General features: G+C 54.2%; 29 protein-coding genes. 16 read left to right on the top strand and 13 right to left on the bottom strand.

The window, feature by feature from the left end:
• Positions 1 to 32: 32 nt before the first annotated feature.
• A complete protein-coding gene (gene gatC / locus RKA07_RS04595; RefSeq protein ID WP_200369093.1) occupies positions 33 to 320 on the bottom strand; it encodes an Asp-tRNA(Asn)/Glu-tRNA(Gln) amidotransferase subunit GatC in 288 nt (95 codons plus the stop codon).
• Between the two features lie 375 nt (positions 321 to 695).
• Between gatC and RKA07_RS04600 the strand changes: the two genes are divergently transcribed.
• From RKA07_RS04600 to RKA07_RS04625, 6 genes are read left to right on the top strand one after another with little or no spacing between them, the layout of a single operon-like run.
• Entirely contained in the window at positions 696 to 1,736 is a 1,041-nt protein-coding gene (locus RKA07_RS04600) for a rod shape-determining protein (protein WP_200202776.1), read from the top strand.
• A 29-nt stretch (positions 1,737 to 1,765) separates the two neighbouring features.
• Entirely contained in the window at positions 1,766 to 2,656 is an 891-nt protein-coding gene (mreC, locus tag RKA07_RS04605) for a rod shape-determining protein MreC (RefSeq protein ID WP_310966013.1), read from the top strand.
• Entirely contained in the window at positions 2,656 to 3,132 is a 477-nt protein-coding gene (gene mreD / locus RKA07_RS04610) for a rod shape-determining protein MreD (protein ID WP_200369094.1), read from the top strand. Before mreC ends, mreD begins: the two co-directional genes overlap by 1 nt.
• A gap of 2 nt (positions 3,133 to 3,134) precedes the next feature.
• Entirely contained in the window at positions 3,135 to 3,737 is a 603-nt protein-coding gene (locus RKA07_RS04615; protein ID WP_200202523.1) for a Maf family protein, read from the top strand.
• Positions 3,734 to 5,215: a ribonuclease G gene (gene rng / locus RKA07_RS04620; RefSeq protein ID WP_200202522.1), complete on the top strand. Its 1,482-nt coding sequence runs from the start codon at positions 3,734 to 3,736 to the stop codon at positions 5,213 to 5,215. Before RKA07_RS04615 ends, rng begins: the two co-directional genes overlap by 4 nt.
• 37 nt (positions 5,216 to 5,252) lie before the next feature.
• Entirely contained in the window at positions 5,253 to 9,017 is a 3,765-nt protein-coding gene (locus tag RKA07_RS04625) for a YhdP family phospholipid transporter (RefSeq protein WP_310965688.1), read from the top strand.
• 18 nt (positions 9,018 to 9,035) lie between these two features.
• Here the strand turns inward: RKA07_RS04625 and yjgA are convergent, their stop codons facing one another.
• From yjgA to RKA07_RS04685, 12 genes are all read right to left on the bottom strand, one after another.
• Positions 9,036 to 9,557 carry a ribosome biogenesis factor YjgA gene (gene yjgA, locus RKA07_RS04630; protein ID WP_200202774.1) on the bottom strand — a complete coding sequence of 174 codons (522 nt, stop codon included), beginning with the start codon at positions 9,555 to 9,557 and terminating at the stop codon, positions 9,036 to 9,038.
• A 25-nt stretch (positions 9,558 to 9,582) separates the two neighbouring features.
• Complete coding sequence (gene mgtE, locus RKA07_RS04635; RefSeq protein ID WP_200202520.1) at positions 9,583 to 10,944, bottom strand: magnesium transporter; 1,362 nt, start codon at positions 10,942 to 10,944, stop codon at positions 9,583 to 9,585.
• Positions 10,945 to 11,058: 114 nt separating this feature from the next.
• Complete coding sequence (locus RKA07_RS04640) at positions 11,059 to 11,328, bottom strand: HPr family phosphocarrier protein (RefSeq protein ID WP_310965689.1); 270 nt, start codon at positions 11,326 to 11,328, stop codon at positions 11,059 to 11,061.
• 6 nt (positions 11,329 to 11,334) lie between these two features.
• Positions 11,335 to 12,219, bottom strand: a complete 885-nt coding sequence (gene rapZ / locus RKA07_RS04645) for an RNase adapter RapZ (RefSeq protein WP_200369097.1) — start codon at positions 12,217 to 12,219, stop codon at positions 11,335 to 11,337.
• Positions 12,220 to 12,248: 29 nt separating this feature from the next.
• The gene (gene ptsN, locus RKA07_RS04650) at positions 12,249 to 12,719 is read right to left on the bottom strand and encodes a PTS IIA-like nitrogen regulatory protein PtsN (protein ID WP_310965690.1); all 471 of its coding nucleotides are present in this window, start codon (positions 12,717 to 12,719) and stop codon (positions 12,249 to 12,251) included.
• Between the two features lie 84 nt (positions 12,720 to 12,803).
• Positions 12,804 to 13,112 (bottom strand): ribosome hibernation promoting factor, encoded by a 309-nt coding sequence (gene hpf / locus RKA07_RS04655; protein WP_200202516.1) that lies wholly within the window; start codon positions 13,110 to 13,112, stop codon positions 12,804 to 12,806.
• A 93-nt stretch (positions 13,113 to 13,205) separates the two neighbouring features.
• Positions 13,206 to 14,741 (bottom strand): RNA polymerase factor sigma-54, encoded by a 1,536-nt coding sequence (locus RKA07_RS04660; RefSeq protein ID WP_265091908.1) that lies wholly within the window; start codon positions 14,739 to 14,741, stop codon positions 13,206 to 13,208.
• Between the two features lie 174 nt (positions 14,742 to 14,915).
• Positions 14,916 to 15,641, bottom strand: coding sequence for an LPS export ABC transporter ATP-binding protein (lptB, locus tag RKA07_RS04665; protein WP_200369098.1), 726 nt, complete (start codon positions 15,639 to 15,641; stop codon positions 14,916 to 14,918).
• 27 nt (positions 15,642 to 15,668) lie between these two features.
• Entirely contained in the window at positions 15,669 to 16,205 is a 537-nt protein-coding gene (gene lptA, locus RKA07_RS04670; protein ID WP_200202513.1) for a lipopolysaccharide transport periplasmic protein LptA, read from the bottom strand.
• Complete coding sequence (gene lptC / locus RKA07_RS04675) at positions 16,189 to 16,809, bottom strand: LPS export ABC transporter periplasmic protein LptC (protein ID WP_310965691.1); 621 nt, start codon at positions 16,807 to 16,809, stop codon at positions 16,189 to 16,191. Before lptC ends, lptA begins: the two co-directional genes overlap by 17 nt.
• Before the next feature lie 2 nt (positions 16,810 to 16,811).
• Positions 16,812 to 17,375: a KdsC family phosphatase gene (locus tag RKA07_RS04680; protein ID WP_310965692.1), complete on the bottom strand. Its 564-nt coding sequence runs from the start codon at positions 17,373 to 17,375 to the stop codon at positions 16,812 to 16,814.
• Positions 17,376 to 17,397: 22 nt separating this feature from the next.
• Positions 17,398 to 18,378, bottom strand: a complete 981-nt coding sequence (locus tag RKA07_RS04685; protein WP_200202510.1) for a KpsF/GutQ family sugar-phosphate isomerase — start codon at positions 18,376 to 18,378, stop codon at positions 17,398 to 17,400.
• A 312-nt stretch (positions 18,379 to 18,690) separates the two neighbouring features.
• On the opposite strand from RKA07_RS04685, the gene RKA07_RS04690 reads away from it, so the two are divergent.
• The 10 genes from RKA07_RS04690 to hisC all read left to right on the top strand — a co-directional run bounded on the left by RKA07_RS04690 (position 18,691) and on the right by hisC (position 26,563).
• The gene (locus RKA07_RS04690; RefSeq protein ID WP_200202509.1) at positions 18,691 to 19,503 is read left to right on the top strand and encodes an ABC transporter ATP-binding protein; all 813 of its coding nucleotides are present in this window, start codon (positions 18,691 to 18,693) and stop codon (positions 19,501 to 19,503) included.
• Complete coding sequence (gene mlaE, locus RKA07_RS04695; RefSeq protein WP_200369101.1) at positions 19,500 to 20,282, top strand: lipid asymmetry maintenance ABC transporter permease subunit MlaE; 783 nt, start codon at positions 19,500 to 19,502, stop codon at positions 20,280 to 20,282. Before RKA07_RS04690 ends, mlaE begins: the two co-directional genes overlap by 4 nt.
• A 34-nt stretch (positions 20,283 to 20,316) precedes the next feature.
• A complete protein-coding gene (gene mlaD, locus RKA07_RS04700; protein WP_200202507.1) occupies positions 20,317 to 20,766 on the top strand; it encodes an outer membrane lipid asymmetry maintenance protein MlaD in 450 nt (149 codons plus the stop codon).
• A 31-nt stretch (positions 20,767 to 20,797) separates the two neighbouring features.
• A complete protein-coding gene (locus tag RKA07_RS04705; protein WP_200369102.1) occupies positions 20,798 to 21,454 on the top strand; it encodes an MlaC/ttg2D family ABC transporter substrate-binding protein in 657 nt (218 codons plus the stop codon).
• Positions 21,451 to 21,759 carry an STAS domain-containing protein gene (locus tag RKA07_RS04710; protein WP_310965694.1) on the top strand — a complete coding sequence of 103 codons (309 nt, stop codon included), beginning with the start codon at positions 21,451 to 21,453 and terminating at the stop codon, positions 21,757 to 21,759. Before RKA07_RS04705 ends, RKA07_RS04710 begins: the two co-directional genes overlap by 4 nt.
• 25 nt (positions 21,760 to 21,784) lie before the next feature.
• Positions 21,785 to 22,027: a BolA family protein gene (locus tag RKA07_RS04715; RefSeq protein WP_200202504.1), complete on the top strand. Its 243-nt coding sequence runs from the start codon at positions 21,785 to 21,787 to the stop codon at positions 22,025 to 22,027.
• Positions 22,028 to 22,055: 28 nt separating this feature from the next.
• A complete protein-coding gene (gene murA, locus RKA07_RS04720) occupies positions 22,056 to 23,318 on the top strand; it encodes a UDP-N-acetylglucosamine 1-carboxyvinyltransferase (RefSeq protein WP_310965695.1) in 1,263 nt (420 codons plus the stop codon).
• Positions 23,319 to 23,347: 29 nt separating this feature from the next.
• Positions 23,348 to 23,986, top strand: coding sequence for an ATP phosphoribosyltransferase (gene hisG, locus RKA07_RS04725; protein ID WP_200202502.1), 639 nt, complete (start codon positions 23,348 to 23,350; stop codon positions 23,984 to 23,986).
• Positions 23,987 to 24,015: 29 nt separating this feature from the next.
• Positions 24,016 to 25,323: a histidinol dehydrogenase gene (gene hisD / locus RKA07_RS04730; RefSeq protein WP_310965696.1), complete on the top strand. Its 1,308-nt coding sequence runs from the start codon at positions 24,016 to 24,018 to the stop codon at positions 25,321 to 25,323.
• A 187-nt stretch (positions 25,324 to 25,510) separates the two neighbouring features.
• On the top strand, positions 25,511 to 26,563 hold the full coding sequence (gene hisC, locus RKA07_RS04735; RefSeq protein WP_310965697.1) for a histidinol-phosphate transaminase: 1,053 nt from the start codon (positions 25,511 to 25,513) through the stop codon (positions 26,561 to 26,563).
• Positions 26,564 to 26,723 lie beyond the last annotated feature (160 nt).

Consider the following 26,723-nt stretch of genomic DNA (forward strand, 5'->3'; position numbering starts at 1 on the left):
CTGTTCGAGGGCTGATAGAGGGCTTCGTCAGATCACTCAATAACGCGAGGAACGAGGTAAAGGCCGTCTTCAGTGGCTGGCGCGATTGCCTGAAAGGCTTCCCTTTGATTGGTCTCGGTTACCTCGTCTGTACGCAAACGCTGCACAGCATCCAGAGGGTGAGACAAAGGCTCTATATTTGCGGTGTCGGCTGCGCTGAGCTCGTCGACAAGATTCAGGATGTTGCCCAGATCGCTCTCCAGCGCCGAAATCTGCGCTTCGTCTACGCGGATACGGGCAAGAACGGCGACTTTTTCTATGTCTTCACGGGAAATGGACACGAATTGCCTCCCAGATAAATGAAATGTCGGTAATAAAGGACACTCTCTCTAAAAAGAGTGTTGCACCGAGTTATGGGGTCATTCGGGGAGCGCTTTTCAAAACTGTAGAGGGCCATGGACGGCCCGAAACAAGCGCACATGGATGTGCTTGTAGCGTGTTTTGAAAAGCGTTCCCCGAATGGCCTTGCACCCAGACCAAAAATTCGAGGGCACATGTTAACAGATTCCAACACATGCGGCAGAGGCCAAAGTATGGCTAAAATGCGAGAATAACAGGGTCTGAAGCCCGATGCCGCCTTGCCTGCTGGGGGGCTCACTGATAAAGTTGCCGCATCTTTCTGCAACCGCAACTCTCAGGTTGAAACTACACGAATGTTGATTAAAAGACTCCGAGGCTTATTCTCCAGCGACCTGTCCATTGATCTGGGCACCGCCAACACCCTTATTTTCGTGCGTGACCGCGGGATTGTGCTGAACGAGCCGTCCGTAGTAGCCATTCGTACCACCAACTCCCAGAAAACGGTTGCCGCCGTCGGTGCCGAGGCGAAACGCATGCTGGGTCGTACACCTGGCAACATCACTGCCATTCGCCCGATGAAAGACGGCGTTATCGCCGATTTCGTGGTGACTGAAAAAATGCTCCAGCACTTCATCCACAAAGTGCATGAGAACAGCTTTATCACCCCAAGCCCGCGGGTTCTGGTGTGTGTGCCCAGCAAATCGACTCAGGTAGAGCGCAAAGCCATTCGCGAGTCGGCTCTGGGTGCCGGTGCACGGGAGGTGTTTCTGATTGAAGAGCCCATGGCCGCTGCAATAGGCGCAGGGCTTCCGGTTGAAGAAGCCAGTGGCTCAATGATTGTAGATATCGGTGGGGGTACTTCAGAAATCGCCATTATCTCCCTGAATGGCATTGTATATGCCGATTCAGTCAGGGTTGGCGGTGACAAGTTTGATGAAGCCATTGTTACCTACGTGCGCCGCAATTACGGCAGTCTGATTGGTGACACGACTGCCGAGCGTATCAAACACGAAATTGGCTGTGCATACGAAGGCCTTGAAATTCTCGAAATTGACGTGCGTGGCCGTAACCTGGCCGAAGGTGTGCCCCGTGCTTTCACACTTAACAGTGAGGAAATTCTGGACGCTCTTCAGGAATCCCTGGCACAAATAGTACAGACAGTTAAAAGTGCATTGGAGCAGTCTCCGCCAGAGCTGGCGTCAGATATTGCTGAGCGTGGCATCGTGCTTACTGGTGGTGGTGCTCTGTTACGTGGACTGGACAAGCTGATCAGTGAAGAAACCGGGTTGCCGGTAATCATCGCAGAAGATCCGCTAACCTGTGTTGCCCGTGGTGGTGGCAAGGCGCTGGAGGTTATTGACCGGGGTGGCATTGGAATGTTCTCCCAGGAGGGATAATCCTTTGGGGAGGGATCGCCATTAAAACCATTTTTGTTCAGGGGCCAGCACCAGGCCTCCGGCTTCTGCTTATTGTATTGGTATCGGCGGCGTTAATCGTGGCCGACCAGCAGTTTGACCGTGTTACTCCTGTTCGCAGTACGCTGGCAACCGGCCTGACGCCGGTTTACTGGCTTGGCAACGCGCCCTATCAATTCAGCGACTGGGTTGCCGGCCTGTTTACCACCCGGGAAGATGTTAAACAGGAAAACGAAGATCTCAAAGCCCGGCTCCTTATCCTCGAGCGTAGGGCCCTCAAATACGCCGCACTGGCATCTGAAAACAATGAACTTCGCCGCTTGATGAACTCCTCCGAGCTTCTGGATGACAGGGTAATAGTCAGCGAAGTTGTGGGCGTATCGCCAGATCCCTATTCCCATGAAATTATTATCAATAAAGGCCGTAGTGATGACCTGCAAGTGGGGCAGGCCATTCTGGATGCCCATGGCCTGATGGGGCAGGTGGTTCAGACCAGTCAAATTGCCTCTCGTGTGCTTCTCGTTTCGGATAGTAGTCATGCGGTACCCGTTGAGGTTGTGCGCAACGGGCTGCGCGCAATCCTTTTGGGTACCGGCGATTCAGGCACTCTGGATCTGGTGCACGTGCCAGATACGGCAGATATCCGTGAGGGCGATCTTCTGGTGAGCTCCGGTCTCGGCGGGCGTTTCCCCAGAGGGTACCCGGTTGCCGAGGTAAGTCTGATCAAAAAGGAGCCTGGGGAGCCTTTTGTTACCATTCGGGCCCGACCCAAGGCACAGCTTAATCAGAGCCGCCTGGTGTTGGTTGTCTTCCCGCCCAAAAGCGAACGTGAGCCAGAAACAGGTGATGAGGTGCCTTCCGATATCCCGGCAATGGACGCGGTTCAAGGGGGGCAAGACTGATGTTGTCTGTTATCAGTTATCCGGTATTTGTGCTGTCTGTGGTCGCGTCACTGGTATTGAGCATTTCTCTCTTTCCCTCGGGCTGGTTTGAGTTTCGTCCGGAATGGTTAGGTCTGGTAGTGTTTTACTGGACCTTCCGCGCACCTGCGCAGTTCGGCGTATTGCTCGCGTGGTGTCTGGGCCTGTTGCTGGACGTTCTGGAGGCAACCCCGCTGGGTGTTAATGCCCTTGGCATGGGATTGATTGCGTTTCTGGTGCTGACCATCCACCAGCGGCTGCGGATGTACCCCATGCCACAGCAATGTCTGATGGTTTTTCTTTTGTTGGGTATTAACCAGATGCTGGTGCACTTTCTCAAGCAGATGTTCGGGGGCGAGGATGCAGGCTTCAGTTATCTTTGGCCAGCGATAACCAGCGCTTTGATATGGCCGGTGTTCTGCATACTGCTGGACAACATTAACCGGAAACTGGGCTAGCCATGACATCCATTATTCTCGCCTCTGCATCGCCACGCCGTTCGGAGTTGCTCACGCAGATAGGCATCCCCTTTTCGGTGCAGCCGGCCAACATCGACGAAACACCGAGAATATCTGAAGCCCCCGGTGATTATGTGGAGCGGCTAGCCCGGGAGAAAGCACTTGCGGTTTCTGCCCATTTTCCCGGGAAGTGGGTTATTGGCTCGGACACGTCTGTCGTTCTGGATGGCGCTATTCTGGGCAAACCATCAAATGAAGCCGATGCCCAAGCCATGCTGGGGATGTTGTCTGGTAAAACTCATCAGGTAATGACAGGCGTTGCGCTGGCCAAGGATGATGGCTGTGACTCCACGCTGGTTATTACGGAAGTTACCTTTCGGGTGCTCTCGAGGACTGAGATTGCAGCCTATGCAGCTTCAGGCGAGCCCATGGACAAGGCCGGAGGTTATGGAATTCAGGGCCTGGGTGGTATTTTTGTGAAGGAACTCAAAGGGAGTTACAGTGCGGTTGTTGGCCTGCCATTGCAGGAAACAGCCGCCTTGCTGGCGGATGCCGGTGGCCCTGTCTGGAAGCACTGGATGAGTAGTCAGGAGAGCCAATCATGAGCGAAGAAATCCTGATCAACGTAACACCGGTTGAAACCCGGGTCGCGCTGGTTGAGAACGGAATGCTGCAGGAAGCCTACATTGAGCGTGCCAGCCGCAAAGGCATTGTCGGTAACATATACAAAGGCAAGGTTGTGCGCGTGCTCCCCGGCATGGAGGCGGCATTTGTAGATATAGGATTGGAGCGGGCGGCCTTTATCCATGCTTCCGATGTGGTCTCCAGCCAGGCCAGTGCAGTAGTTCCCGGCGATGGACCTAAACCCGTTCCAGATATCCGCACTTTGCTGCGGGAAGGTCAGTCGCTGGTTGTTCAGGTCACCAAGGACCCCATCGGCACAAAAGGTGCCCGGCTTACCACTCAACTTTCCATACCCTCGCGTTATCTGGTGTTCATGCCCGACGTCAGCCATGTGGGTATTTCCCAGCGAATCGAAGATGAAACCGAGCGTAACCGCTTGAAAGCCATTGTTGAGCAGGGCGCCGAAGCGCACCCGGATGTGCAGGGCGGGTACATCATTCGAACGGCAGCGGAAGCCGCGTCAGAAGAAGAGTTGCTTGCAGATATGAACTATCTGCACCACCTTAGCCAGTCGATACATGAGCGGATTGAGAAGGTTCAGGCGCCGGCCGCCGTTTATAAGGACCTGCCCCTGTTTATCCGCACCATCCGTGATCTTATTCGGCCACAGACAGAAAAAGTGCGCATCGACAGCCGCGAGAGCCACCAGCGAGTTATGGAGTTTGTTGACGAGTTTGTGACTGAGTTTGCCGATAAGGTGGAGTATTACCCTGGAGAGCGGCCTATTTTTGATCTTTACTCGGTAGAAGACGAGATTCAAAAAGCACTGAGCCGCAAAGTACAGCTGAAGTCTGGTGGCTATGTGATCATTGACCAGACTGAAGCAATGACCACCATAGATATCAACACCGGTGCCTTCGTGGGGCATCGTAATCTTGAAGAGACCATTTTCAAGACCAACCTTGAAGCTGCACGGGCAATCAGCCGCCAACTGCGCCTGCGCAATCTGGGTGGCATCATCATCATCGATTTTATCGACATGGAAGATGTTGAGCATCAGCGCCAGGTACACCGGATGCTGGAAAAAATGCTCGAGCGGGATCATGCCAAAACCAAAATCACTGGCGTGTCTGAGCTGGGCCTGGTGGAAATGACCCGAAAGCGAACCACAGAAAGCCTCGGCCAGGTTCTGTGCGAACCATGCCCTATATGCGATGGCAGAGGTTTTCTGAAAACCAGCGAGACAGTTTGCTTCGAAATTTTCCGGGAGATCCTGCGGATAAACCGTGCCTACGATGCAGAAAGCTATCTGGTGATGGCGTCCCAAAGCGTAGTCGATCGCCTTGTTGATGAGGAGTCAGACAACGTAGCGGATCTCGAAACCTTTATCGCCAAGACCGTTCGCTTCCAGGTAGAGCCGTTTTACAGCCAGGAACAGTACGATGTTGTTTTGCTCTGACTCCGGGGCGATACACCGGCGCCGAGGATAGCAGGCGATGAATTCCCTGAAGACGTCCTCCGAGAGTCAGCCTGGCCGCTTGATGGCGCTGCTTGCCAATGCGGTATGGTGGCTGATACTGGTTGTGCTGGTGCTGCTGGCTCTCTATGCCGGCATAGGTAGGCAACTTACCCAAAACGTGGATTCTTTCCGGGACGAGCTTTCTCAAGAGCTTTCTGCCCGTCTGGGCCACGACGTGAGTATTGGTAGTCTGTCTTCGCGCTGGTTCTGGCTCGATCCCTCCTTTACCGCACAAGACATAGAAGTCACCAATCCGGACTCCGGTGACCGGGTTGTAAGCCTGCAGCATTTGACCATTCGCTTTGATGCGGTTGCATCGTTGATGCGTTTCAGAATTGTATTCGAGGATTTTGAAGCTGACGGGCTTGAGTTAACACTGAACCAGCAGGGCAGTGGTGAAGTGGGTGTGCGGGGGGCTGATATTCCGGAGCCCCTGAACAATCGTTTCCGGGACTGGCTCAGAATTTCCGGGAAATGGTTGTCGGACCCTTACATAAAAGTTACCCGTGTGAACCTGGGTATTCGCGACAACCAGGGCCAACTCCGCTTTCTCGATATTCCCCAGCTTGATCTGATGTATCAGCAAGGTTTGTTCCGGGCATCTGGCAGAGCTATGCGGTCCGCGACTACTCAACAGCTGGCCAGTTTTACCCTTGTAGGAAAACAGTTCTTCCGTGGTGATTTCAGTGGTCAGCTCTATCTCAGCGTAGATTCCGGGCGTTTGTTCGATGGACTGATAGATGAATACCAGTGGCGAGATATTCGTGTGGAAGGCTTTGATCTGGGTGGTGAGGCATGGCTAACCTTCCGCAAAGGAGTATTGCAACAGGTCAGCGGCACCGTAAGAACACCCTACTTGCAACTGGGCGTTGCCGGGGAGTCGCTGGCACCACTGGAAGACATTCGTGCCCGTTTTGGCTGGCGCCGGCACCATGCTGTGATGGTGAACCCGGAGGAGAGCGGTGATCGGCCAGAGACTATTGGCGAGTGGCATCTGAAACAGCTCGCCTGGACCTGGAACGGGGACCAGGTACCGCCCTTCAGCTTGAGGCTGGTTCCAGAGCCACAGGGTATTACCATCACCGCCGATGCCATGCCTTTGCGCCCGCTTCGACGCCTGACAGGCACTCTGCCTTTATTGCCGCCAGTGGCCAGTGACGCTTTGGAGAACTATCGTCCTTCAGGGTTTCTGGATGGTGTGACAATCCGTGTTCCGGGGAGTGACGACAATAGCTTTGAATTCTCCGGGCGGCTCCGGGATGTTGGCGCGGCTGCCTATGGTGGTGCGCCAGCCGTGCGCGGAGTGAACGGTTTTATATATGTTGACCAGAGTACTGGCTACGTTCGGGCTCGCGCGGGCGCCCGCCCGGTGACTCTTTCTTTCCCGGAACTGTTCAGCAGTGAGTGGTCCCTGCCAGAATTCTTCGCGACAGTAGCCTGGCGTATGGATGGGCCAGTCACCCGTGTTTATGCAGACGATATTCGCATGAGTTATGGCAGTGGCACCCAGTTGAACGGCGCTTTCGATTTGAAACTGGATCAGGAGGGTGAGGACAATCTCGGTCTCCGTGTTGGTGTCGAGAATGGCGAAGCCTCCATGCTGGCCGCTTTTGTTCCTGAGAAGATCGTGGATGCTGGGCTCTATGAGTGGTTGACTACGTCCATAACAAAGGCAGACATAACGTCTGGTGTCTACTACGGCCATGGCCAAATCGGTAAAGATGCGCCCTCGGGCTCGTTTGTTTCCTCCATGTGGTATGAATTTGATAACGCCAGTGTTCGCTATGATAGCCAGTGGCCAGAGGTGACCGGCGCGCGCGGGCGTGTTGATATACAAAACGGGGATACGCTGGTTCATCTGGAGGCGGGAACCACTGGCGGCTTGGCGATAGATCCGAGCACTGTCGCCGTGATTCCGGAGGAGGAAGGCGCGCTTGTGCAGGTGAATGTTTCTGCGCCTGTGGCGGCAGATTCCATCAGCTATTGGCTGGCCAACAGTCCTTTTGGCGCCATGGTTGGGTCTGAGGCTGCAAAGCTGCAGTACGGCGGCGATTACAAACTCGATCTGTCGATAGATTTGCCTCTCAAGGACGATGCATCACCCTTGGTTGAAGCTAATGTCCGCACCGGTAATGGCTCGATAGCCTATCCTGGCACGGACCTGCTTTGGGACAGGATTACAGGAGCGTTGACGTACCATTCAACAAAGGGTTTTTCCGGAGCGCCCTTGAGTGCCCACTTTCTGGACGAGCCAGTCAAGGTGGCGTTTAGTCAGCCCGACACGCCGCAGGCACTGCGGATTGAGCAAACTGGAACGTTATCTGTAGCCAAAGCGTTTAGTCAGGCGGGGCTTGTAGATTCCCGGAAAGTGAGTAGTAGCGGCTCTGGTGGCAGCCAGTATGGCCTTAAAGGCGAGTTTGACTACTCTGCCCGGCTGGATGTTATAGCGGCAAGCCCCCCAAGAATAACGCTTCGTTCCAGTCTTGAAGGGCTTTCTGTCGACTGGCCAGACCCCTTTTCAAAAAAGGCAGGTGAGGCCGCGCCGCTCCTGGCGGAGATAGATACCGGAAACGAGCAAGGTTTGGGTATTTCAGGAACCTGGGAGAATCGCGCTACCTTCGATCTTTTATTGAAGAACTCCGGTGTTGAGCTGACCTTTGGTGAACTCTATCTTGGGGAACAGATCCTCAGAAACATAGAGCTGGAGGCTTTTGATCTTGGCGACCGCTGGGTTTTGAGTACGCAGTCAGAGCGGGCGGTTGGCCGGATTGATATCCCGAATGATAATAGTCTTGTAACTGCTGATTTTGCAGTGGTGCAGCTGGTTCGGGACGAGACTGCAGCCAGGGATGCGCCAGAACTCTTGACCATAGAGCAGCAACTTGAAGCCTTCCGCGCAATGGATATGGAGAGCTGGCCAGATGTAGATATTGCCATATCCAATTTGCGCCTTAACGATGACAGCTTGGGGCGTTGGTCTTTTCAGCTTCGGCCTGAGCGTCAGAAGCTCAACGTCCATGGCATTGAAGGCCACCTGAAGTCCATTACACTGCAGGGCGATATGACCTGGAGTGTTGTAAATAATCGGGAAACCAGTCAGTTTTCGGGTTCTGTCACGGGGGGAGCGTTGGCGGACCTGGATGGGCTTTTCGATACCGAAATACCTTTATCGAACAAGCAAACCAACATTGAGCTCGATCTGGAATGGCCAGGGCGGCCTGATGAATTTGACCTGGCAAGTCTCAGCGGAAACGTCAGCTTTCGCCTGGATGATGGCGTAATTCTGGAGAGCAACAATAGTGCGCAGGTGTTCAGGATATTCAACCTGCTCAACTCCGATACGCTATGGCGCAGGCTCAAGCTGGATTTTTCGGATCTGTATAAACGTGGCGTAGCCTTTGATGCAATTTCGGGCAAGGCGCGCCTGGAGGATGGCCTGCTGACAATGGATCCGGAGCTGCAGGTGGTTGGCCCTTCAGGAGCGTTCAAACTCAGCGGAAGCACTAATCTGGCGGACGAGGTGTTCGATATGCGCCTGGTTGTGGTTCTGCCGCTCACCCAGAACCTGCCTCTGGCTGCATTACTGATGGGTGCCGGTGCACCCATTGGTGGAGCGCTATTCGTTTTGGATAAGGTGCTGGGAGACCCGCTCAGCAGGCTCACCAGCGCCACCTACAATGTGACCGGCCCCTGGGATGAGCCTAAAGTCGATTTGCGCAGTGTGTTTGACACAGGCAAGTAGCCTGGGCCGATGCCACCATCAGGCTTCAGCTTCGTCAACGCACTCCCGCAAGTAGCGGAACAGCTTGCGGGCTTGCCCGGTGTTTTTCTGCTTTTCCAGGTCTTTGCGGGCATTGCGAACAAGATTGCGCAAATGCTGTATGTCGGCACCAGGACAGTAGTTGAAGAATTCTCCGGCAACCGAGTCGCCCTCGGCAATCATCCGGTCGCGCCAGCGCTCAGCCAGGTGGTGGCGACGGGTATGCTCTTCACTTCCCGAATCGAACGCATCAATAGCTCGCTCAACTGCTTCCGGGTCATCTTCCTGCCGGATAATCTTGCCAATATACTGCAGGTGGCGGCGCTTGGCTTCGTTTTGCTTGATTCTGCGAGACTCTTCAATGGCACGTCTCAGAGTGTCGCTAATGGTTAGCGTATCAAGCTGTTCGTTGCTCAGGTCCAGCATGCGCTTGCCAATGCCCTGAAGCGCATGCATTTCCCGCTTGAGTTGGGACTTGCTTGGGCCCGAGTATTGCGGAGCCTCGTCTTCGTGGTCGTCGATCATGTTTTCATCCAGGTTTTTCGGTTCACGCGTAAAAAATAGTCGCCAGGCCAAGAAATGACATGAAACCGACCACATCTGTGACGGTTGTCAGTATAACGCTGCCTGCCAGTGCCGGGTCGATGTCACGGGATTTCAGGAACAGCGGTAATACGGTGCCTACCAGCGCGGCGGCAACCAGGTTAATAATCAGAGCAGCAGCAATAATGGCGCCTATTAACAAATCCTGAAACCAGGCGGTTGCTGCGGCGGCTACCACGCCGGCCCAAAGTATGCCGTTGAGAATACCGGAAAGAAACTCCCGGTTCAGCAACCAGCCCACATTGGTCCCGCTGATCTGCCCGACTGCCATGCCCCGGATAACCAGGGTGAGGGTCTGGCTACCAGCGATTCCGCCCATGCTGGCCACTATGGGCATGAGCACAGCCAGGGCAACCACCTTTTCGATGGTGTCTTCAAACAGGCCAATAACGCCAGAAGCGATGAAAGCGGTGATCAGGTTTACACCCAGCCAGATTGCCCTGCGCCGTGTGGTTTTCCAGACCGGAGCAAATGTGTCTTCATCATCATCCAGACCGGCCATACTCATCAGTGAATGATCTGCATCCTCACGGATAACATCTACCACGTCATCGATGGTGATCCGGCCCAGTAGATGGCCTTCCTGGTTTACAACCGGCGCAGAAATAAGGTCGTAACGTTCAAACAGGGTGGCCACCTTGGTATCTGAGAGCGCGACGGGAATCGGCTCTATATCTGTATCCATAACCTCCCGAACAGTTGCCGCCTGGTTTGAAACAAGCATCTTGGTTATTGGCAGCATCCCGATAAATTCATCGCGCCGGCTCACTACAATCAGGCTGTCGGTCATCGGGGGCAGCGCCCGGTGCCGACGCAGATAACGCAATACCACATCAATGCTGATATCAGGACGCACGGTAATGGTGTCCGTGTTCATCAGGCCGCCGGCGGTGTCTTCCGGGTAGGACAGGACTTCCTCAACCCGTTGGCGATCCTGCTCGTCCATGGTGTCCAGAACTTCCTGGATCACCTTGTCTGGCAGTTGTTGCAGAAGGTCGGCGAGATCGTCGGACTCGAAGTCCTCAATAATATCGGCCAGTTCCTGGGCGTTCAGTCGGCTCAGATACTCTGCGCGTATGTCCTCGTTAAGGTACTGGAGAACATCGCCTTCGAGCTGTTTGTCTACCAGGTTCCAGAGCAAGGCACGCTGGCGTGGTGGTGATGATTCAAGCAAGTGCGCGATATCACTGGGGCTAAGGCCGCCATTGAGAATACGGGCAACCTGTTTCAGCGCACCACTGTCCAGCGCTTCGCTCAGTGAGCGGAGGCGTTGGCGGGCTTGGCTTTTTTCCAGAATATCGGACATGAATCACCTGCAGTCAGAAAACGCCTGCATTATAACGGAGTTAGCCGCAGCACGTGAGAAAGAGTTACAGGGATACGCCAGGAAAAATGGGCAGTTGAGGCAATTAAGAGTGGCTTACTCGCCTTCGCCAAAATAGTCATTGATCAATTCTGAGAGGGCTTCTATAGCTTTTTCTTCATCCGGGCCGTTGGCCACCAGTTCAACCTCTGTGCCTTTGCTGGCAGCGAGCATCATTACATGCATGATGTTTTTGGCATCCACTTCGCGCCCTTTGCCGCAGATTCTCACGGAGCTGTCGAACTGCGAAGCCGTGGCCACCAGCTTGGCAGTGGCGCGGGCATGAAGTCCAAGCTTGTTGATGATGACAATGGGGTGGCGTATCACAGCAGGTCAGATCTCTTTCCGGGCCTGCAGGTGAGGCAGTTCGGCATGGCGTACCTGCACATTGCTGCAGGATTTGCGGAAGTGCCTCCCCAGCTGTTCGCAGATATACACTGAGCGGTGCTGGCCGCCGGTGCAACCAATAGAAATGGTCATGTAGCTGCGGTTACTGTCCGCAAAAGATGGAATCCAGCTTTCCAGAAACCCGATCAAATCGTTTACCATCTTGCTGCTGTCAGGCTCAGCCTCGAGAAATTCGATAACAGGCTGATCAAGTCCGGTAAACTTGCGCAAACTATGGTCCCAGTAGGGATTGGGCAGGCAGCGCACATCGAATACATAATCAGAGTCCAGCGGCACACCGTGCTTGAATCCGAAGGACTGGAAAAGTAGCGCGAGTTCCTGGTCTTTGCGGCCGGCAACCCGTTGCTTCACCATGTCCCGTAGCTCATACATCGACAGCCCTTTGGTGTTGATGTGCAAATCCGCGAGTTTTGAAAGTGGCTCAAGCAGCTCTTTTTCGTTGCTGATAGCCTCTCTAAGGGAGGTTTTGTCGTCGCTCAGGGGGTGCTTGCGCCGGGTGGCGTGAAACCGTTGCAGGAGAGACTGCTCATCGGCATCCAGGTAGATAACCTCAACCTGAATATCATCTCGCCGGAGCTTGCGATGAATCTCTTCGAAATTGGCCAGCTCGCCAGAGAGGTTTCGGGCATCAATGCTGACGGCCATTTTATCCAGCCGCCCCGGTGCTGGCTGGTTTGCGGCTTCCCGTGTCAGGGGGAACAGCAACCCGATTGGCAGGTTATCAATGCAGTAGTATCCCAGGTCTTCCAGTACGTGCAGAGCGGTACTCTTGCCGGAACCTGACCGGCCACTGACAATGATCAGTTTCATAGTGAAATAACCTGTTGCCCGAATGGATGTCAGCCGCTTGTGGCGGTCATGCGTTGGAACAGTGTTCGTGCATCTTCACACTGTCGGAGAGCGTCGCAGAATGAGCGCTCGTTAAATTTTTCAGCGAGCTGGCTAAGCAGCTCAAGATGCTCGCTGGTGGCTTCTTTGGGCACAATAAGTGCGAACAGAAGGTCCACTGGCTGGTTGTCTATAGCGTCGAATTCGACAGCTTCTTCCAGAGTCATCAGCACGCCGATAACCTGCTCAAGGCCTTCGAGGCGACAATGGGGAATGGCTATCCCCTGGCCAATTCCAGTGCTGCCAAGCCGCTCCCGGGCAATCAGATTATTGAAGATCTGACTTTCGTTGACCGAATCGTTGTGTTCCCGAATCTGCTCGGCAATGGTCTCCAGAACCCGCTTTTTACTTGATGCGGGAACATTGCACAGAGTCAGCTCCGGCACAAGGATGTTGTCTATTGTCAGAGTTGTGTCGCTCATGAATCGACCGCGCTTCCGTGAAAAAAGCTGCGACGCGTAGTTCGCGTCGCAGCTTGATTAGATGACATGCCTGAAAACACTCGCCTAGCGGGCGGTGTGTCCCTGCATCCTGTCTACAGTCTTTTCTTTATGCTTGAGGATCTGACGATCAAGCTTGTCGACGAGTCCGTCGATGGCTGCGTACATATCCTCATTTTCCGCCTTTGCGTGAATCTCACCACCAACCACGTGGAGCGTCGCATCTGCAATCTGCCGAACCTTATCTACTTCCAATGTTACCTGGCAGTTACTGATGTGGTCGAAGTGCCGCTCGAGTCGTTCAAACTTCTCGGCTACATAGTCTTTCAGAGCGGGTGTCAGCTCTACGTGACGGCCTGAAATGTTGAGTTGCATAGACGTCTCCTGTTGTCATCCTTTCCGGCTCAGGGAGCCGGTCTGAGTGCTGGCGCATGGCTGCACCAGCGAAAACCATTTGCTGCGCCGGATTTAAACCAGTCGCTTGCGTTCATTTGAGGGCGGAATGTTCATGGCTTCGCGGTATTTTGCAACAGTGCGTCGCGCCACTTTGATTCCTTCTTCTCCCAGCATGGCTGCAATTTTGTTATCACTCAACGGCTTTTTCGGTGTTTCTGCAGCAATGAGCTTTTTGATCATTGCCCGAATGGCTGTTGATGAGCATTCTCCGCCCTCATCGGTACTGACGTGGCTGGAGAAAAAATATTTCAGCTCGAAAACGCCCCTCGGTGTATGCATGTATTTCTGCGTAGTCACACGGGAAATGGTCGATTCGTGCATTTCCACAAGCTGGGCAATATCCGACAGGATCAGCGGTTTCATCGCTTCTTCACCGTGATCCAGAAAACCCTGCTGATATTCAACAATCCGGGTTGCTACCTTCAGCAGTGTTTCGTTGCGGCTTTGGAGGCTCTTGATGAACCATTTTGCCTCCTGAAGCTGGTCGCGCAGATAGGTGTTGTCTGCGCTGCTATCCGCACGTTTTATTAATGAAGCATAGCTGGCATTCACGCGTATGCGCGGCGCAATTTCCGGATTCAGCTCAACACGCCAGCGGTCATTGTGTTTGCGCACGATAACATCGGGAATCACGTAGTCCGGCTCTGTGCGATCAATGATGTCACCGGGGCGCGGGTTGAGGCTGGTAATAAGTGCCAGCACATCGCGCAACTGGTCTTCCTTAAGGCGGCTGCGGCGAAGCAGCTGAGCGTAATCACGGTTGCCCAGCAGGTTTATATAATGTGTGATTACCAGCTTTGCCTGGGCAAGCCAGGGTGTCTCTGGTGGCAATTGGTTGAGTTGAATCAGCAGGCAATCCTGGAGATCTCGCGCAAACACCCCGGGAGGATCGAAGAACTGCAACCGGCGCAGCACTGCTTCGACTTCGTCCATCTCCAGGGGGTCGTCATCCGTATCGTTCGTCAGGCCGCTGTAGATCTCTTCCAAAGGGCTTGTGAGGTAGCCCTGCTCGTCAACGGCGTCCATAAGAGCGTGAGCAATGGCCTGATCCCGCTCGCCAAAGGGAGTGAGGTTCAATTGCCACTCAAGATGGTCCCGAAGGGTTTCACTAGGGGAGTTGCGGGTCTCGAAATCGTGGTCGCTTTCGTCTTCGTTGCGCGCTGCCGGAGCAGGGGCGGACTGATAGATGTCGTCCCACGCGGTATCTACGGGCAGGTCGTCAGGAATCGTGTCGGGTATTTCATTTTCGGTTTGCCAGTCGGGGCCGTTCTCGCTTTCATCCCAGTCAGAACTGGATGAATCGGGGGCTGTCTCTGAACTGGTGTCGTTTGAGGTGTTGTCCTTGTCCTGCTCGTTATCCGCAGTGGATGTGTCGATTTGATCGTCATCATCCTGGGATTCCAGCAGTGGATTGGATTCCAGTGCTTGCTGGATTTCCTGCTGGAGGTCGAGGGTTGATAGCTGTAGAAGCCTGATCGCCTGTTGCAGCTGGGGCGTCATGGTCAGGCTTTGACCCAGCTTTAATTGTAATGAGGCTTTCATAACCATCGCTCAGGATCCGTCACTTATACCCGCTCTGAATTTCTTGCTACGGCTAAAAATTCTTTATGTGTCGGCCACTTGCCGCCATTAAAAGTTATCCTAGCAAGTTCTCTGCCGAGTTTACTTGCTCCGGGTCAGCAAAACAATCGAGCGGGCATGCCGTCATACCGAAAACATGGCTTAGAGTCGGAATTCGTTGCCAAGATAAACCTCTTTTACTTGCTGGTTGGCCAGGATGGTTTCGGCATTTCCAGAAGCAATAATGTGCCCGCCAGATACGATGTAAGCGTTCTCGCAGATATCAAGAGTTTCCCGCACGTTGTGGTCGGTGATCAGCACACCAATGCCCTTGTCCCGGAGATGGCGGATAATCTGTTTGATATCGCTGACAGAAATGGGGTCTACCCCGGCAAAGGGCTCGTCCAGAAGAATGAAGGCGGGCTCCATGGCCAGGGCGCGGGCAATCTCCACCCGGCGCCTTTCCCCTCCAGAAAGAGCCATGCCCACACTGTCACGGATGTGGGTGATATGGAATTCTTCCAGCAATTGCTCAACTTTTTCCAGACGCTCGGCTCGGCTCAGGTTCTTGCGGGTTTCCAGAATTGCCATGATGTTGTCGCGCACTGATAGTTTGCGGAACACGGAAGCCTCCTGAGGCAGGTAACCAATGCCTTTGCGCGCCCGACCATGCATGGGTAGGGGGGTGATGTCCTGGCTATCGATGGTGATACGGCCATTATCTGCGTTCACCAGCCCGACTATCATGTAAAAACAGGTGGTTTTGCCTGCTCCGTTTGGCCCCAGAAGGCCAACGATTTCACCGCTGCGAATTTCAAGCGACACATCGATGACGACTTTCTTTTGCTTATAGCTTTTTGCCAGGTTACTCGCTCTGAGGACTGCCATCGGATTCCTGTTTACTGTAATCAGCTGTTATTGGGTGGAGTCTGTGCTGTTGCCTCGGGGCTGGATAACCATCTCTACCCGTCCGGGGCCGGCTCCGGTATCCTCGCCGCCTTCCGCCGTAACCACTCGTTGTTCAGTGTCGTAATGAATGATATCGCCGCGAAATACGTTGCCATTCTGCTCAATCACCGCTTCACGTTCAAAGGTGAGCTGTTTGTCAGTGGCAGACCAGGTAATGTTTTTTGCTTTGGCATCGGTTTCGCCCTCACCGCTGGTAACGGGCTGCTGATAGCGGGCAGGAGAGCCGCTGGCCTCGATGCGGTTAAGGCCGTCGGCGCTGCGATAGAGAACCACACGTTCAGCGGACAAGCGGGTTTTACCCTGGGCCAGTTCAACCGCACCTGTGTAGATGGCAATGCCTTTGCCATCGTCCAGGCGAGCGCTGTCGGCGCTCACGGTAATGGGCTGGTCGGAGTCAAGGTCAAAGGCTGTCGCTGAATTCATAAGGCCTGCCGCGAGAACGGTGGCAAGAAGCCTGCGCACAGAATTATTTAACGGTTTCATAGCGTCCTTCCACCTGGGAATTCAGTTCCAGAATGCGTTCGTTGATCCACGCTTTCATGCCCTTTGCCCGAGTTGTGCCAAGGGTGTCGGTGATTGTTACCGGGTCATCGGTATAAACCATGCCCTGCTTGTTATCCAGCGTAAGGCTTTCGGTGTTCAGTGTTGCCTCCCGGTCGCCTATTGTTCGCACCACCCGAACGTTTCCCGCAAGGTTGAGCAGGTCATCGTTCTGGTGCAGGGTGCCATTCTCGGCATTCAAAATCCACGGGCCTTCTCCGGTAGCGCCAAACAGTTCAGCGCTGGGCGACTCCATTGCAGCCAGGTTGCCTTCTTCGAATTGCTCTATCCGCGGGCTTGTAAATACAATTTTGCGCTGGCCGCTCTCATCGTAAGAAGTGTAGTTGCCGTTAATCACGAATCCGTCAGGCTCTGTTTCGCCACGGAGCTGCCTGGCATCACTGTAGCTGCTGAGCGGGGGCTCATCGCTTTGCCACAGCAGAAATGCGGTCGCTACTATGGTTATGGCGAGCCCGAGCATGCGCAGCCGAGGCCTGTTTGCCAAGGCCAGTCTTGAGAGCAAGCTGCTTTTTGCGCTCTCTTCCATTTTTATGACTCCAGGTAAGGCGTCAGTGTAGCGTTCAGGTGCCCCCCGGCTGTCAGCAGGAGGTCACACAATTCCCGCACAGCGCCACTGCCTCCTGTCGCGTGTGTGCAGTAATCCGCGTGCTCCTTAACCAGCCAGTACCCATTGGGCACCGTAACGCCGAGGCCTGCGTAGCGAATGGCGGGCAAATCTGGTAAGTCGTCGCCCATATAGGCAATGTTTTCCGGCGCGATGCCCAGAGTGCTGACCAGCTCCTGCAGCGCGATTTTCTTGTCTTCCCGGCCCTGCATCAGGTGCGTGATTTTCAGGTCGTTCATGCGTTTTTCGGTCAGTGGCGAACTGCGACCGGTAATGACGGCTACGGTGATTCCCGCGGCCATCAGTTGCTTCAGCCCCAGCCCATCGAGAATATTGAACCCTTTGAGTTCATCACCGTTTGCGCTGAAGTAGATTTTGCCATCACTCATGATGCCATCAACATCCAGGGCAACGAGCTTGATGCCTGCAGCTTTCCCCAGCAGGGGTTCCGGCCAGAGTTTTTGCAGTGGGCTTTTCAGTTCGTCCATCATGATGCCTTTAATTTGTTCTTTAGATCACGCCAGCGCGAAGAAGGTCGTGCATATTGATTGCACCAACCAGGGCGCCGTCTGCATCGGTTACCGGCAGGGCACTGATTTTAAGGCCTTCCATCACGTTAAGCGCTTCTGCCGCCAGTTGGTCTGGCTGGATGGTTCTGCCGTTGCGTGTCATCACGTCTCGAATAGGGGTGACGTGTACATCTATAGATTTATCCAAAGTGCGGCGCAGGTCCCCATCGGTGAAAATGCCCGTCATGGTGCCATTGGGATTCACCACTGTGGTCATGCCAAGTCCCTTGCGGGAAATTTCAAGCAAGGCTCCGCTCAATGTCGTGTCTTCATCGACGATGGGTATACGATCGCCGGTGTGCATTATGTCAGACACCCTGAGCAGCAGCTTGCGGCCAAGGCTGCCGCCGGGGTGGGAGAATGCAAAATCTTCTGCGCTGAAGCCCCGCGCCTCCAGCAAGGCAACGGCTAGTGCATCGCCCATGACCAGTGTTGCGGTTGTGCTGGAAGTGGGTGCCAAACCGAGTGGGCAAGCTTCTGTCTCAACGCTGACATCCAGATTTGCGACGGCTTCTTTTGCGAGGGTAGATGTGGGGTTTCCCGTCATGCTGATCAGGGGGGCGCCCATGCGTTTGATCAAAGGCAAAATGGTAACCACTTCGCTGGTATTGCCGCTGTTTGAAATGGCAATAACCACGTCCTGGCTGGTAATCATGCCCATATCGCCGTGGCTGGCTTCGCCCGGGTGAACAAAAAACGAGGGTGTTCCGGTGCTTGCCAGGGTGGCTGCGATTTTGTGGCCTATGTGGCCCGATTTGCCCATGCCGGTTACGACTACCCGGCCTTTGCAGGCCATGATGACTTCGCAGGCACGTATAAAGTGATCATCAATGCGGTGTTCAAGAGCGCTGATGGCATCTCTTTCTATTCGGATAGCCTGAAGTGCGGGAGTACGGAAATCGTATGTTCTCTTTTCAGTCATCGGGCTAAAAACCTGCTTTTTCGTTGGCATTGTTCGTATGAAAAGACTTGGTGCTATCTATGTGAAAATAGAAGGGTGCGATCAGATTAGCGGAGTATAACATTTCCCGCGAGCTGATCAGTCTGGTTACCGTAAGTTAAACCGACTGGTCAGTAAAACTGATCATTGCTATCAATTCATTTTGGGAACCATTGATTGAGCTTGAGGGCTCCTTGACATAATGTAGCCGCTCCCTGAAGGCATTACGGTCAGGCGTTGAGAGCTTAGGCTGCGGGGTGAAGGCTAAAAGCTATGGGCTGAAAGGTAAGGAATATGGGGTTGGACTCGTACATTACATTGAAGGACGTTGTGTTTTCGCGTTCTGATCGCCGCATTTTTAATGGTGTGTCCGTGGAGATTCCCCGGGGGAAAATCACCGCTGTTATGGGGCCTAGCGGCAGTGGTAAAACCACATTGCTTCGCTTGGTTGGTGGCCAGCTCCGGCCGGATTCAGGCAGCATTATTGTAGATGGCCAACCGATCGGTGAGCTTCGCCGGAAGGAGCTTTACAAGTTCCGGGAAAAAATGGGCATGCTGTTCCAGAGTGGTGCGCTGTTTACTGATTTGAGTGTCTACGAGAACGTGGCGTTCCCTATGCGAGTGCACACCAAACTGCCGGAAGACATGATTAACGACATAGTGTTGATGAAACTGGAGGCAGTTGGCCTGCGCGGCGCCCGCAAGCTCATGCCCTCTGAGCTTTCCGGCGGTATGAATAGGCGCGTGGCTCTTGCTCGCAGTATTGCTCTGGACCCGGAGCTTATCATGTATGACGAGCCCTTCGCCGGGCAAGACCCTATCGGCATGGGCGTTCTGGTGAAACTGATTCGTGATCTGAACAGCTCCATGGGGCTCACCAGTGTCCTTGTGTCCCATGATGTTCAGGAGTCCCTGAGCATTTGTCATTACGCATGCATTATTGCAGACGGTAAAGTGATTGGGGCTGGCACGCCCTCCGAATTGCAGGATCACCCGTCTGAGCAGGTACAACAGTTTTTGAATGGGCATCCGGATGGCCCTGTGCCATTCCATTACCCATCTTCAGCGGCAACTGAAGATTTCGGGCTTGCAGGAGGTGTCTCTTGATCGACAGAATTGCTTCCTTCGGGCGCAGTGGGACAGACCTTGTTGTTTCCATAGGTCGCGCTGGTCGTTTTCTGGCGGGGGTGCTGTCAGGCGTTCCGCGCCCGATAACCGGCTTTCCTCTATTGATGAAGCAGCTGTACTCTGTTGGTGTGCTGTCGCTTGCGATCATAGTGGTTTCTGGTTTGTTTATCGGTATGGTGCTGGGCCTGCAGGGCTATACCATACTCAGTGATTTTGGCTCCGAAGCCGCCATCGGCCAGATGATTGCGCTTACCTTGGTACGTGAACTCGGGCCTGTAGTAACTGCGTTGCTGTTTGCCGGGCGTGCCGGTTCGGCGCTGACCGCTGAAATTGGCCTGATGAAGGCAACAGAGCAGCTTTCCAGCATGGAAATGATGGGCGTAGACCCCTTGCGACGGGTAATTGCCCCCCGGCTCTGGGCTGGTTTTATCGCTATGCCGGTACTGGCCATCATCTTTTCCATGGTGGGTATCTGGGGTGGCATGCTGGTAGGCGTTGAGTGGCTTGGTGTTTTTGAAGGCTCCTACTGGGGCAACATGCAGGCGTCTGTCGATTTCTGGGACGACGTAGTGAATGGCATCATCAAAAGCGTTGTTTTCGGTTTTGTCTGCGCCTGGATTGCGGTTTACCAAGGTTATGATTGTGTGCCCACATCTGCAGGAATCAGCTCAGCTACCACCAAAACCGTGGTCTACTCTTCGCTGGCTGTTCTGGGGCTGGATTTTGTGCTGACTGCCGTAATGTTCGGCAACTTCTGATCAACGATTGACGAGATAACACCGGGAGCCGGTAATGACACAAAGAACAACGGACATCACAGTTGGCCTGTTTATGCTGGCTGGATTGGCAGCGCTGCTGTTTCTGGCACTTCAGGTAAGTGGGCTGTCCCCCAAATCTGCCAAAAGCACCTACACCATATACGCGGATTTTAACGACACCGGCGGTATTACGCCCCGCGGTAGGGTTTCCATGGCGGGTGTAACCGTTGGAAGCATTGATTCGATCACCCTGAACAAGGAAACCTTCCAGGCGCGGGTGGCCATGTCCATCCATGGCGACGTGAACAATATCCCGGCCGATAGCGCAGCAGTAATACGCACATCCGGACTGCTAGGTGAGCAGTATATTGATATATCTATCGGTGGTGATATGGAGTCACTTCAGCCGGGTGATACCTTTTATTCCACCCAGTCGGCCATGAATATTGAACGGCTGATCAGCAATTTTGCATCTGGCAAATAACCCAGATTAGAGACAGAGCAGGAGAAGCCCGATGATTGCGTTAACACAGCGATTTTTTCTCGCCTTTACACTGATGGCGCTTTGTGTGGCATCGGTTCAGGCGGGCCCGGAAGACGACTTGCAGCAATATGTCGATGAAAATACGCAGAAGTTAGTGAGAAAGCTGACCTCTGAGCGTGGTCTCTATGAGCGTGATCCTGAAGCTTTTTATCAGAATATGGACGATGCGCTGGAAGACTTCGTGGACTTCCGTCGCATCGCAGCCCGGGTAATGGGGCGCTATGCGCGACAGGCAACGCCTGAGCAGCGGAACGAGTTTGTGGTCAAATTCAAGCGCAGCCTGTTTGATAGCTACGCGCAGGCGCTGATGAGCGCTGACAACTTCGAGATCAAGGTGCGGGGCGCTACGATTAACCCCGGGGACGACAACCGGGCGTCTGTGGCCATGGAAGTGATTACCGCTTCAGGCAACCGCCATTCAGTCACCTATTCCATGTACCGCAAGGACGAAGGCAGCAACTGGATGATGGAAAACGTGATCGTTGAAGGAGTTAATATCGGCCTTTCCTTCCGTGACCGCTTTACCCAGGAAATGGAAGCCAATCGCGGACAGGTCGAGATTGTTATTGATGGTTGGAGCGATGCGGTGAAATCCCTCAACCTGGAAGATGAAGTGAATAAATCATGAGCCCGGAAACACCGGCAGTTCGGCTGGAGGCAGGCGCGCTGTTTGTCTCCGGCGCGATTGATGCCCACAATGTTGCCGCCCTTCGGGCTGAAGGCGAGGGATTGATTGTTGGCGTCAGAGATAGCGTGGTGGTGGACCTTTCGGGCTTATCCACTACTCACAGCGTTATTCTCTCCATGCTACTTTGCTGGAGCAGACTGGCAGAAAAACAGGGGGTTTCTTTGACGTTTACCGGAGCTCCCGACCGCCTCGTGTCTCTTGCCGCTTTGAGCAGCCTCGCAGATTGGTTACAATCGCGCCCCTGATTTCATAAATACCTGAGGAATTACTATGGACGCCACCGAAGTCACCAAGTTGGTCGAAGAAGCACTGCCCGGTTGTGAGGTGCAGGTACAGATCGACGGTAACCATTATATGGTGGTCGTTATAGGTGACGTTTTTGAAGGCCTGTCGAGCATCAAGCGGCAGCAGCTGATCAATAAAGCGCTATTCCAACAAATTATGGATGGCACTATTCACGCTCTTCACCCGAAACCCTTTACCCCGGCTGAATGGGCTGCGCGCAAAGGCTGAGCCTCTCGCACACAACAGGATTACTATTGTGGACAAACTTCTAATCCGGGGCCGTAAGCCTCTGGACGGCGAGATCCGGATCTCCGGCGCCAAAAACGCTGCGCTTCCTATTCTTGCCGCAACCCTGCTGGCAGATGAGCCGGTTACCGTTGGTAACCTGCCGCATCTGCATGACGTGACTACCATGATCGAGCTGCTGGGCCGCATGGGTGTGGATTTGATGATTGATGAGAAGATGAGCGTGGAGATTCACGCCAATACCATCAAGCATTTTCATGCGCCTTATGAGCTTGTTAAAACCATGCGCGCCTCCATTTTGGTGCTGGGGCCATTGGTCGCGCACTTTGGTGAAGCGGAAGTGTCTCTGCCAGGCGGCTGTGCCATTGGTAGCCGCCCGGTAAATCTGCATATTCAGGGCCTTGAGCAAATGGGCGCGGATATCAAGGTAGAGAATGGTTACATTCGAGCGAAAACGAATGGCCGCCTGAAAGGTGCGCACATCTTCATGGACGTGGTGACGGTAACCGGCACCGAAAACCTGTTGATGGCGGCAACTCTCGCAGATGGCAAAACCATCCTCGAAAATGCGGCTCGCGAACCGGAAGTGGTGGACCTGGCGGAGTGTCTTATTGCCATGGGTGCGAAAATCACCGGGCACGGCACTTCAACCATTGAAATTGAAGGCGTTGAACGCCTGCATGGTTGCCACTACAACGTGCTGCCAGACCGTATCGAAACCGGAACCTATCTGGTAGCAGCGGCAGCCACCGGCGGCCGGGTGAAGCTGAAAGATACTCGTGCGGATTTGTTGGACGCAGTGCTGCTCAAGCTGGAAGAAGCTGGCGCTCACATCACCTCCGGCCCCGATTGGATCGAGCTGGACATGAAAGGCAAGCGCCCGAAGGCGGTTAATATTCGCACAGCGCCTTACCCGGCTTTTCCGACCGATATGCAGGCTCAGTTTGCCGCTATGAACGCAGTGTCAGAAGGCACGGGTACCATCATCGAGACGGTGTTCGAGAACCGCTTCATGCACCTGCAGGAACTGACCCGTATGGGTGCTGACATCACGCTGGAAGGCAATGCCGCGATTATAAAAGGCGTTGACCACCTGACGGGTGCTCCGGTTATGGCAACGGACTTGCGAGCCTCTGCCAGCCTTGTTATCGCAGGCTTGATGGCAGAGGGAGATACGATTATTGATCGTATCTACCATATTGATCGCGGGTACGAGTGCATTGAAGAGAAGCTGCAACTGCTCGGCGCCAGCATCCGCCGCTTGCCAGCGTGACAGACATAAACGGGAAACCGGAAGGACGCATGACAGATTCCATCACCATCGCCCTGTCGAAGGGGCGAATCCTGGAAGAAACCCTGCCACTGCTGGCAGAAGCCGGGATTGAGCTGATTGACGATATCAAGAAATCCCGGAAACTGGTGTTCCCCACCACAGATCCGGATGTGCGTGTGCTCATTCTCCGCGCCACCGATGTGCCTACCTATGTGCAGTACGGTGGTGCTGATTTGGGAGTGACAGGGAAAGATGTGCTGATGGAGCATGGCGGCGGAGGGCTCTACGAGCCTCTGGATTTGAATATTGCCCGCTGCCGGCTGATGACCGCAGGGCCCAAAGGCGAAAAGCCGCCGGTAGGGCGTATCCGTGTAGCGACCAAGTTCGTCAACATGGCCCGTCGGTATTACGCTACGCAAGGTCGACAAGCCGATATCATCAAGCTTTACGGTGCGATGGAGTTGGCGCCGATTCTCGGGCTGGCAGATGAGATCGTCGATATTGTGGACACGGGTAATACCTTGAAGGCCAATGGTCTGGAAGCCCGCGAACTGATTGATCACATCAGCACAAGGCTCGTGGTTAACCGAGCTTCCATGAAAATGAAGCACCAGCAAATTAACCCCATTATTGAAAAGATGGCCGCCGCCGTCGAAAAACGCAGATAAAGTTCATAATCCAAAGCAGGATTTGAGAAATGACCGTTAACATCAAACGATTGAACGCTTCCCAGGCAGACTTTGACAGTCAGTTGGCCACGCTTTTGGCATGGGACGACAGTGTTGATCATCAGGTGAACGAGTCGGTACGTCATATCCTGCATGAGGTTAAAACCCGTGGTGACAAGGCTGTTCTTGAGTTTACGGAGAAGTTTGATCGGCTGAATGTTGCTAGCGTTGCAGAGCTGGAAATGAGTCAGGCTCGTTTACGGCAAGCCTTGAAAACAATTCCAGAAGATCAACGCGTGGCACTGCAGCAAGCAGCTGATCGTGTTCGGGATTACCACGAGCGTCAGGATCAGAAGTCCTGGCAGTATCAGGACGAAGACGGCACTGTGCTGGGCCAGAAGGTTACGCCATTGGATCGCGCCGGGTTATATGTGCCTGGTGGCAAGGCTGCCTATCCGTCTTCCGTGCTGATGAACGCCATTCCCGCGAAAGTAGCGGGCGTAGCAGAAGTTATCATGGTAGTGCCTACCCCGGATGGCGTGGTGAATGATCTGGTACTGGCTGCTGCGGCGATAGCAGGCGTTGACCGTGTATTTACGGTGGGTGGCGCTCAAGCCGTTGGCGCGCTGGCCTACGGCACGGAAACCATCCCGGCGGTCGACAAAATCGTTGGCCCCGGCAACATATACGTAGCCACGGCTAAACGCGAAGTCTTCGGCACCGTCGGCATCGACATGATCGCGGGCCCCTCGGAAATCCTCGTAATTTGCGACGGCAAAACCGATCCCGACTGGATCGCCATGGATTTGTTCTCCCAGGCCGAACACGACGAACAAGCCCAGTCCATACTGATCAGCCCGGACGCAGACTTCCTCAACGCTGTAGAGACCAGCATCAACAAGCTGCTCCCCACTATGGAGCGCGCCGACATCATCCGCACCTCCATGACTGACCGCGCAGCGCTGATTCACGTTGCAGACCTGAGCGAAGCCGCAAAAGTCTCCAACCGCATAGCGCCTGAACACCTGGAGCTATCCGTAGAAAACCCGGAAGCCCTGCTGGAAGAAATCCGCCACGCCGGCGCTATCTTCATGGGCCGATACACCGCCGAAGCTCTGGGCGATTACTGCGCTGGGCCGAACCACGTATTACCGACAAGTGGCACCGCCAGGTTCTCCTCGCCGCTGGGTGTTTACGACTTCCAGAAGCGTTCATCCATCATCGGTTTCAGCGCCAAGGGCGCCGACCGGATGGGGCGAGTCGCGTCGGTGTTGGCTAGAGGCGAGGGGCTTACTGCCCATGCACGCTCAGCTGAGTATCGGATTAAGAACGATTAGTTTTGGTCAGTTTCAAAATGACCCGAAATGCATGAATATATCACCTTAATCTGCAGGCAGTTGGGACAGTATTTGCTCCGGGAATGTCGGAGGCCATGGACGGCCGGAGACAAGCGCACATGGATGTGCTCGTAGCGGTTCCCGGAGCAAATGCTGTCCCAGCTGCCGTCTCCATTGGAGCAAAAAAATGAGTAAATTCTGGAGCCCCCTGGTCAAGAGCCTGGTTCCTTATGTACCAGGCGAACAACCCAAAATGGCCAACCTGGTAAAACTGAATACCAACGAAAACCCATTTGGCCCATCGCCAAAGGTAATTGAGGCCATCCAATCTGAACTCAATGACAGCCTGCGCCTATACCCGGATCCCGAAGGCGAAAGCCTGCGCCAGACCATCGCCGGCTATCACAACGTAAAGCCCGAGCAAGTCTTTTTAGGCAATGGCTCCGATGAAGTTCTGGCCCACATATTCTACGCACTGTTCCAGCACGGCCAGCCCGTGCTCTTCCCGGATGTAACTTACAGCTTCTACCCCGTGTACTGTGGCCTTTACAACATCGAAGGCAAAACAGTACCCCTCACAGACAGCTTTGAAATCAACCCGGAAGATTACAAACAGCCGAACGGTGGAATCATCTTCCCCAACCCCAACGCGCCTACCGGTCGTTACCTTGGGCTGGAACACGTAGAGGCCATCCTTCAGGCCAACTTCGAGCGTGTTGTCGTAGTCGACGAAGCCTATATCGACTTCGGCGGCGAATCCTCCATCAAGCTTGTGGACCAATATCCCAATTTGTTGGTGTGCCAGACTCTCTCCAAAGCCCGATCATTGGCTGGCTTGCGGGTTGGCTTCGCCATCGGTCACCCGGATTTGATCGACGCACTTAACCGCGTTAAAGACAGCTTCAATAGCTACCCGCTGGACAGACTTGCACAGGCGGGCGCAAAAGCCGCCTACGAAGATGAGGCCTGGTTTCAGAAGTCTTGCAATGGTGTGATTTCTGAGCGGGAGCGTGTTACTGAGGCTCTGGAAGGTTTGAGCTTTGAAGTCTTGCCGTCTAAGGCCAACTTCGTTTTTGCCCGCCACAAAGAGAAATCAGGTGATAGCTTGTCTAAGGCTCTAAGGGAGCAAGGAATTATAGTTCGTCACTTCAATAAGCCAAGAATCAGCGAGTTTTTGCGGATCACCATCGGTACTCCAGTACAAAATGACGCACTAATTACCGGCCTTAAAACCCTGTAAACGACCAAAGGCTGATCGAGGCTGGCAGGGCGGAGGGGCTTTCCGGGAATGCCGGCGGCCAAGGATGGCCGACGACAAGCGCACATGGATGTGCTCGTAGCGGTTCCCGGAAAGCCCCTCCGCCCTGCCAGTCGGCAACTCCAGAGTCTAACGAAAAGAG

The sequence above is a fragment of the Marinobacter xiaoshiensis genome (genome assembly GCF_031631795.1).
GTDB lineage: Bacteria > Pseudomonadota > Gammaproteobacteria > Pseudomonadales > Oleiphilaceae > Marinobacter > Marinobacter xiaoshiensis.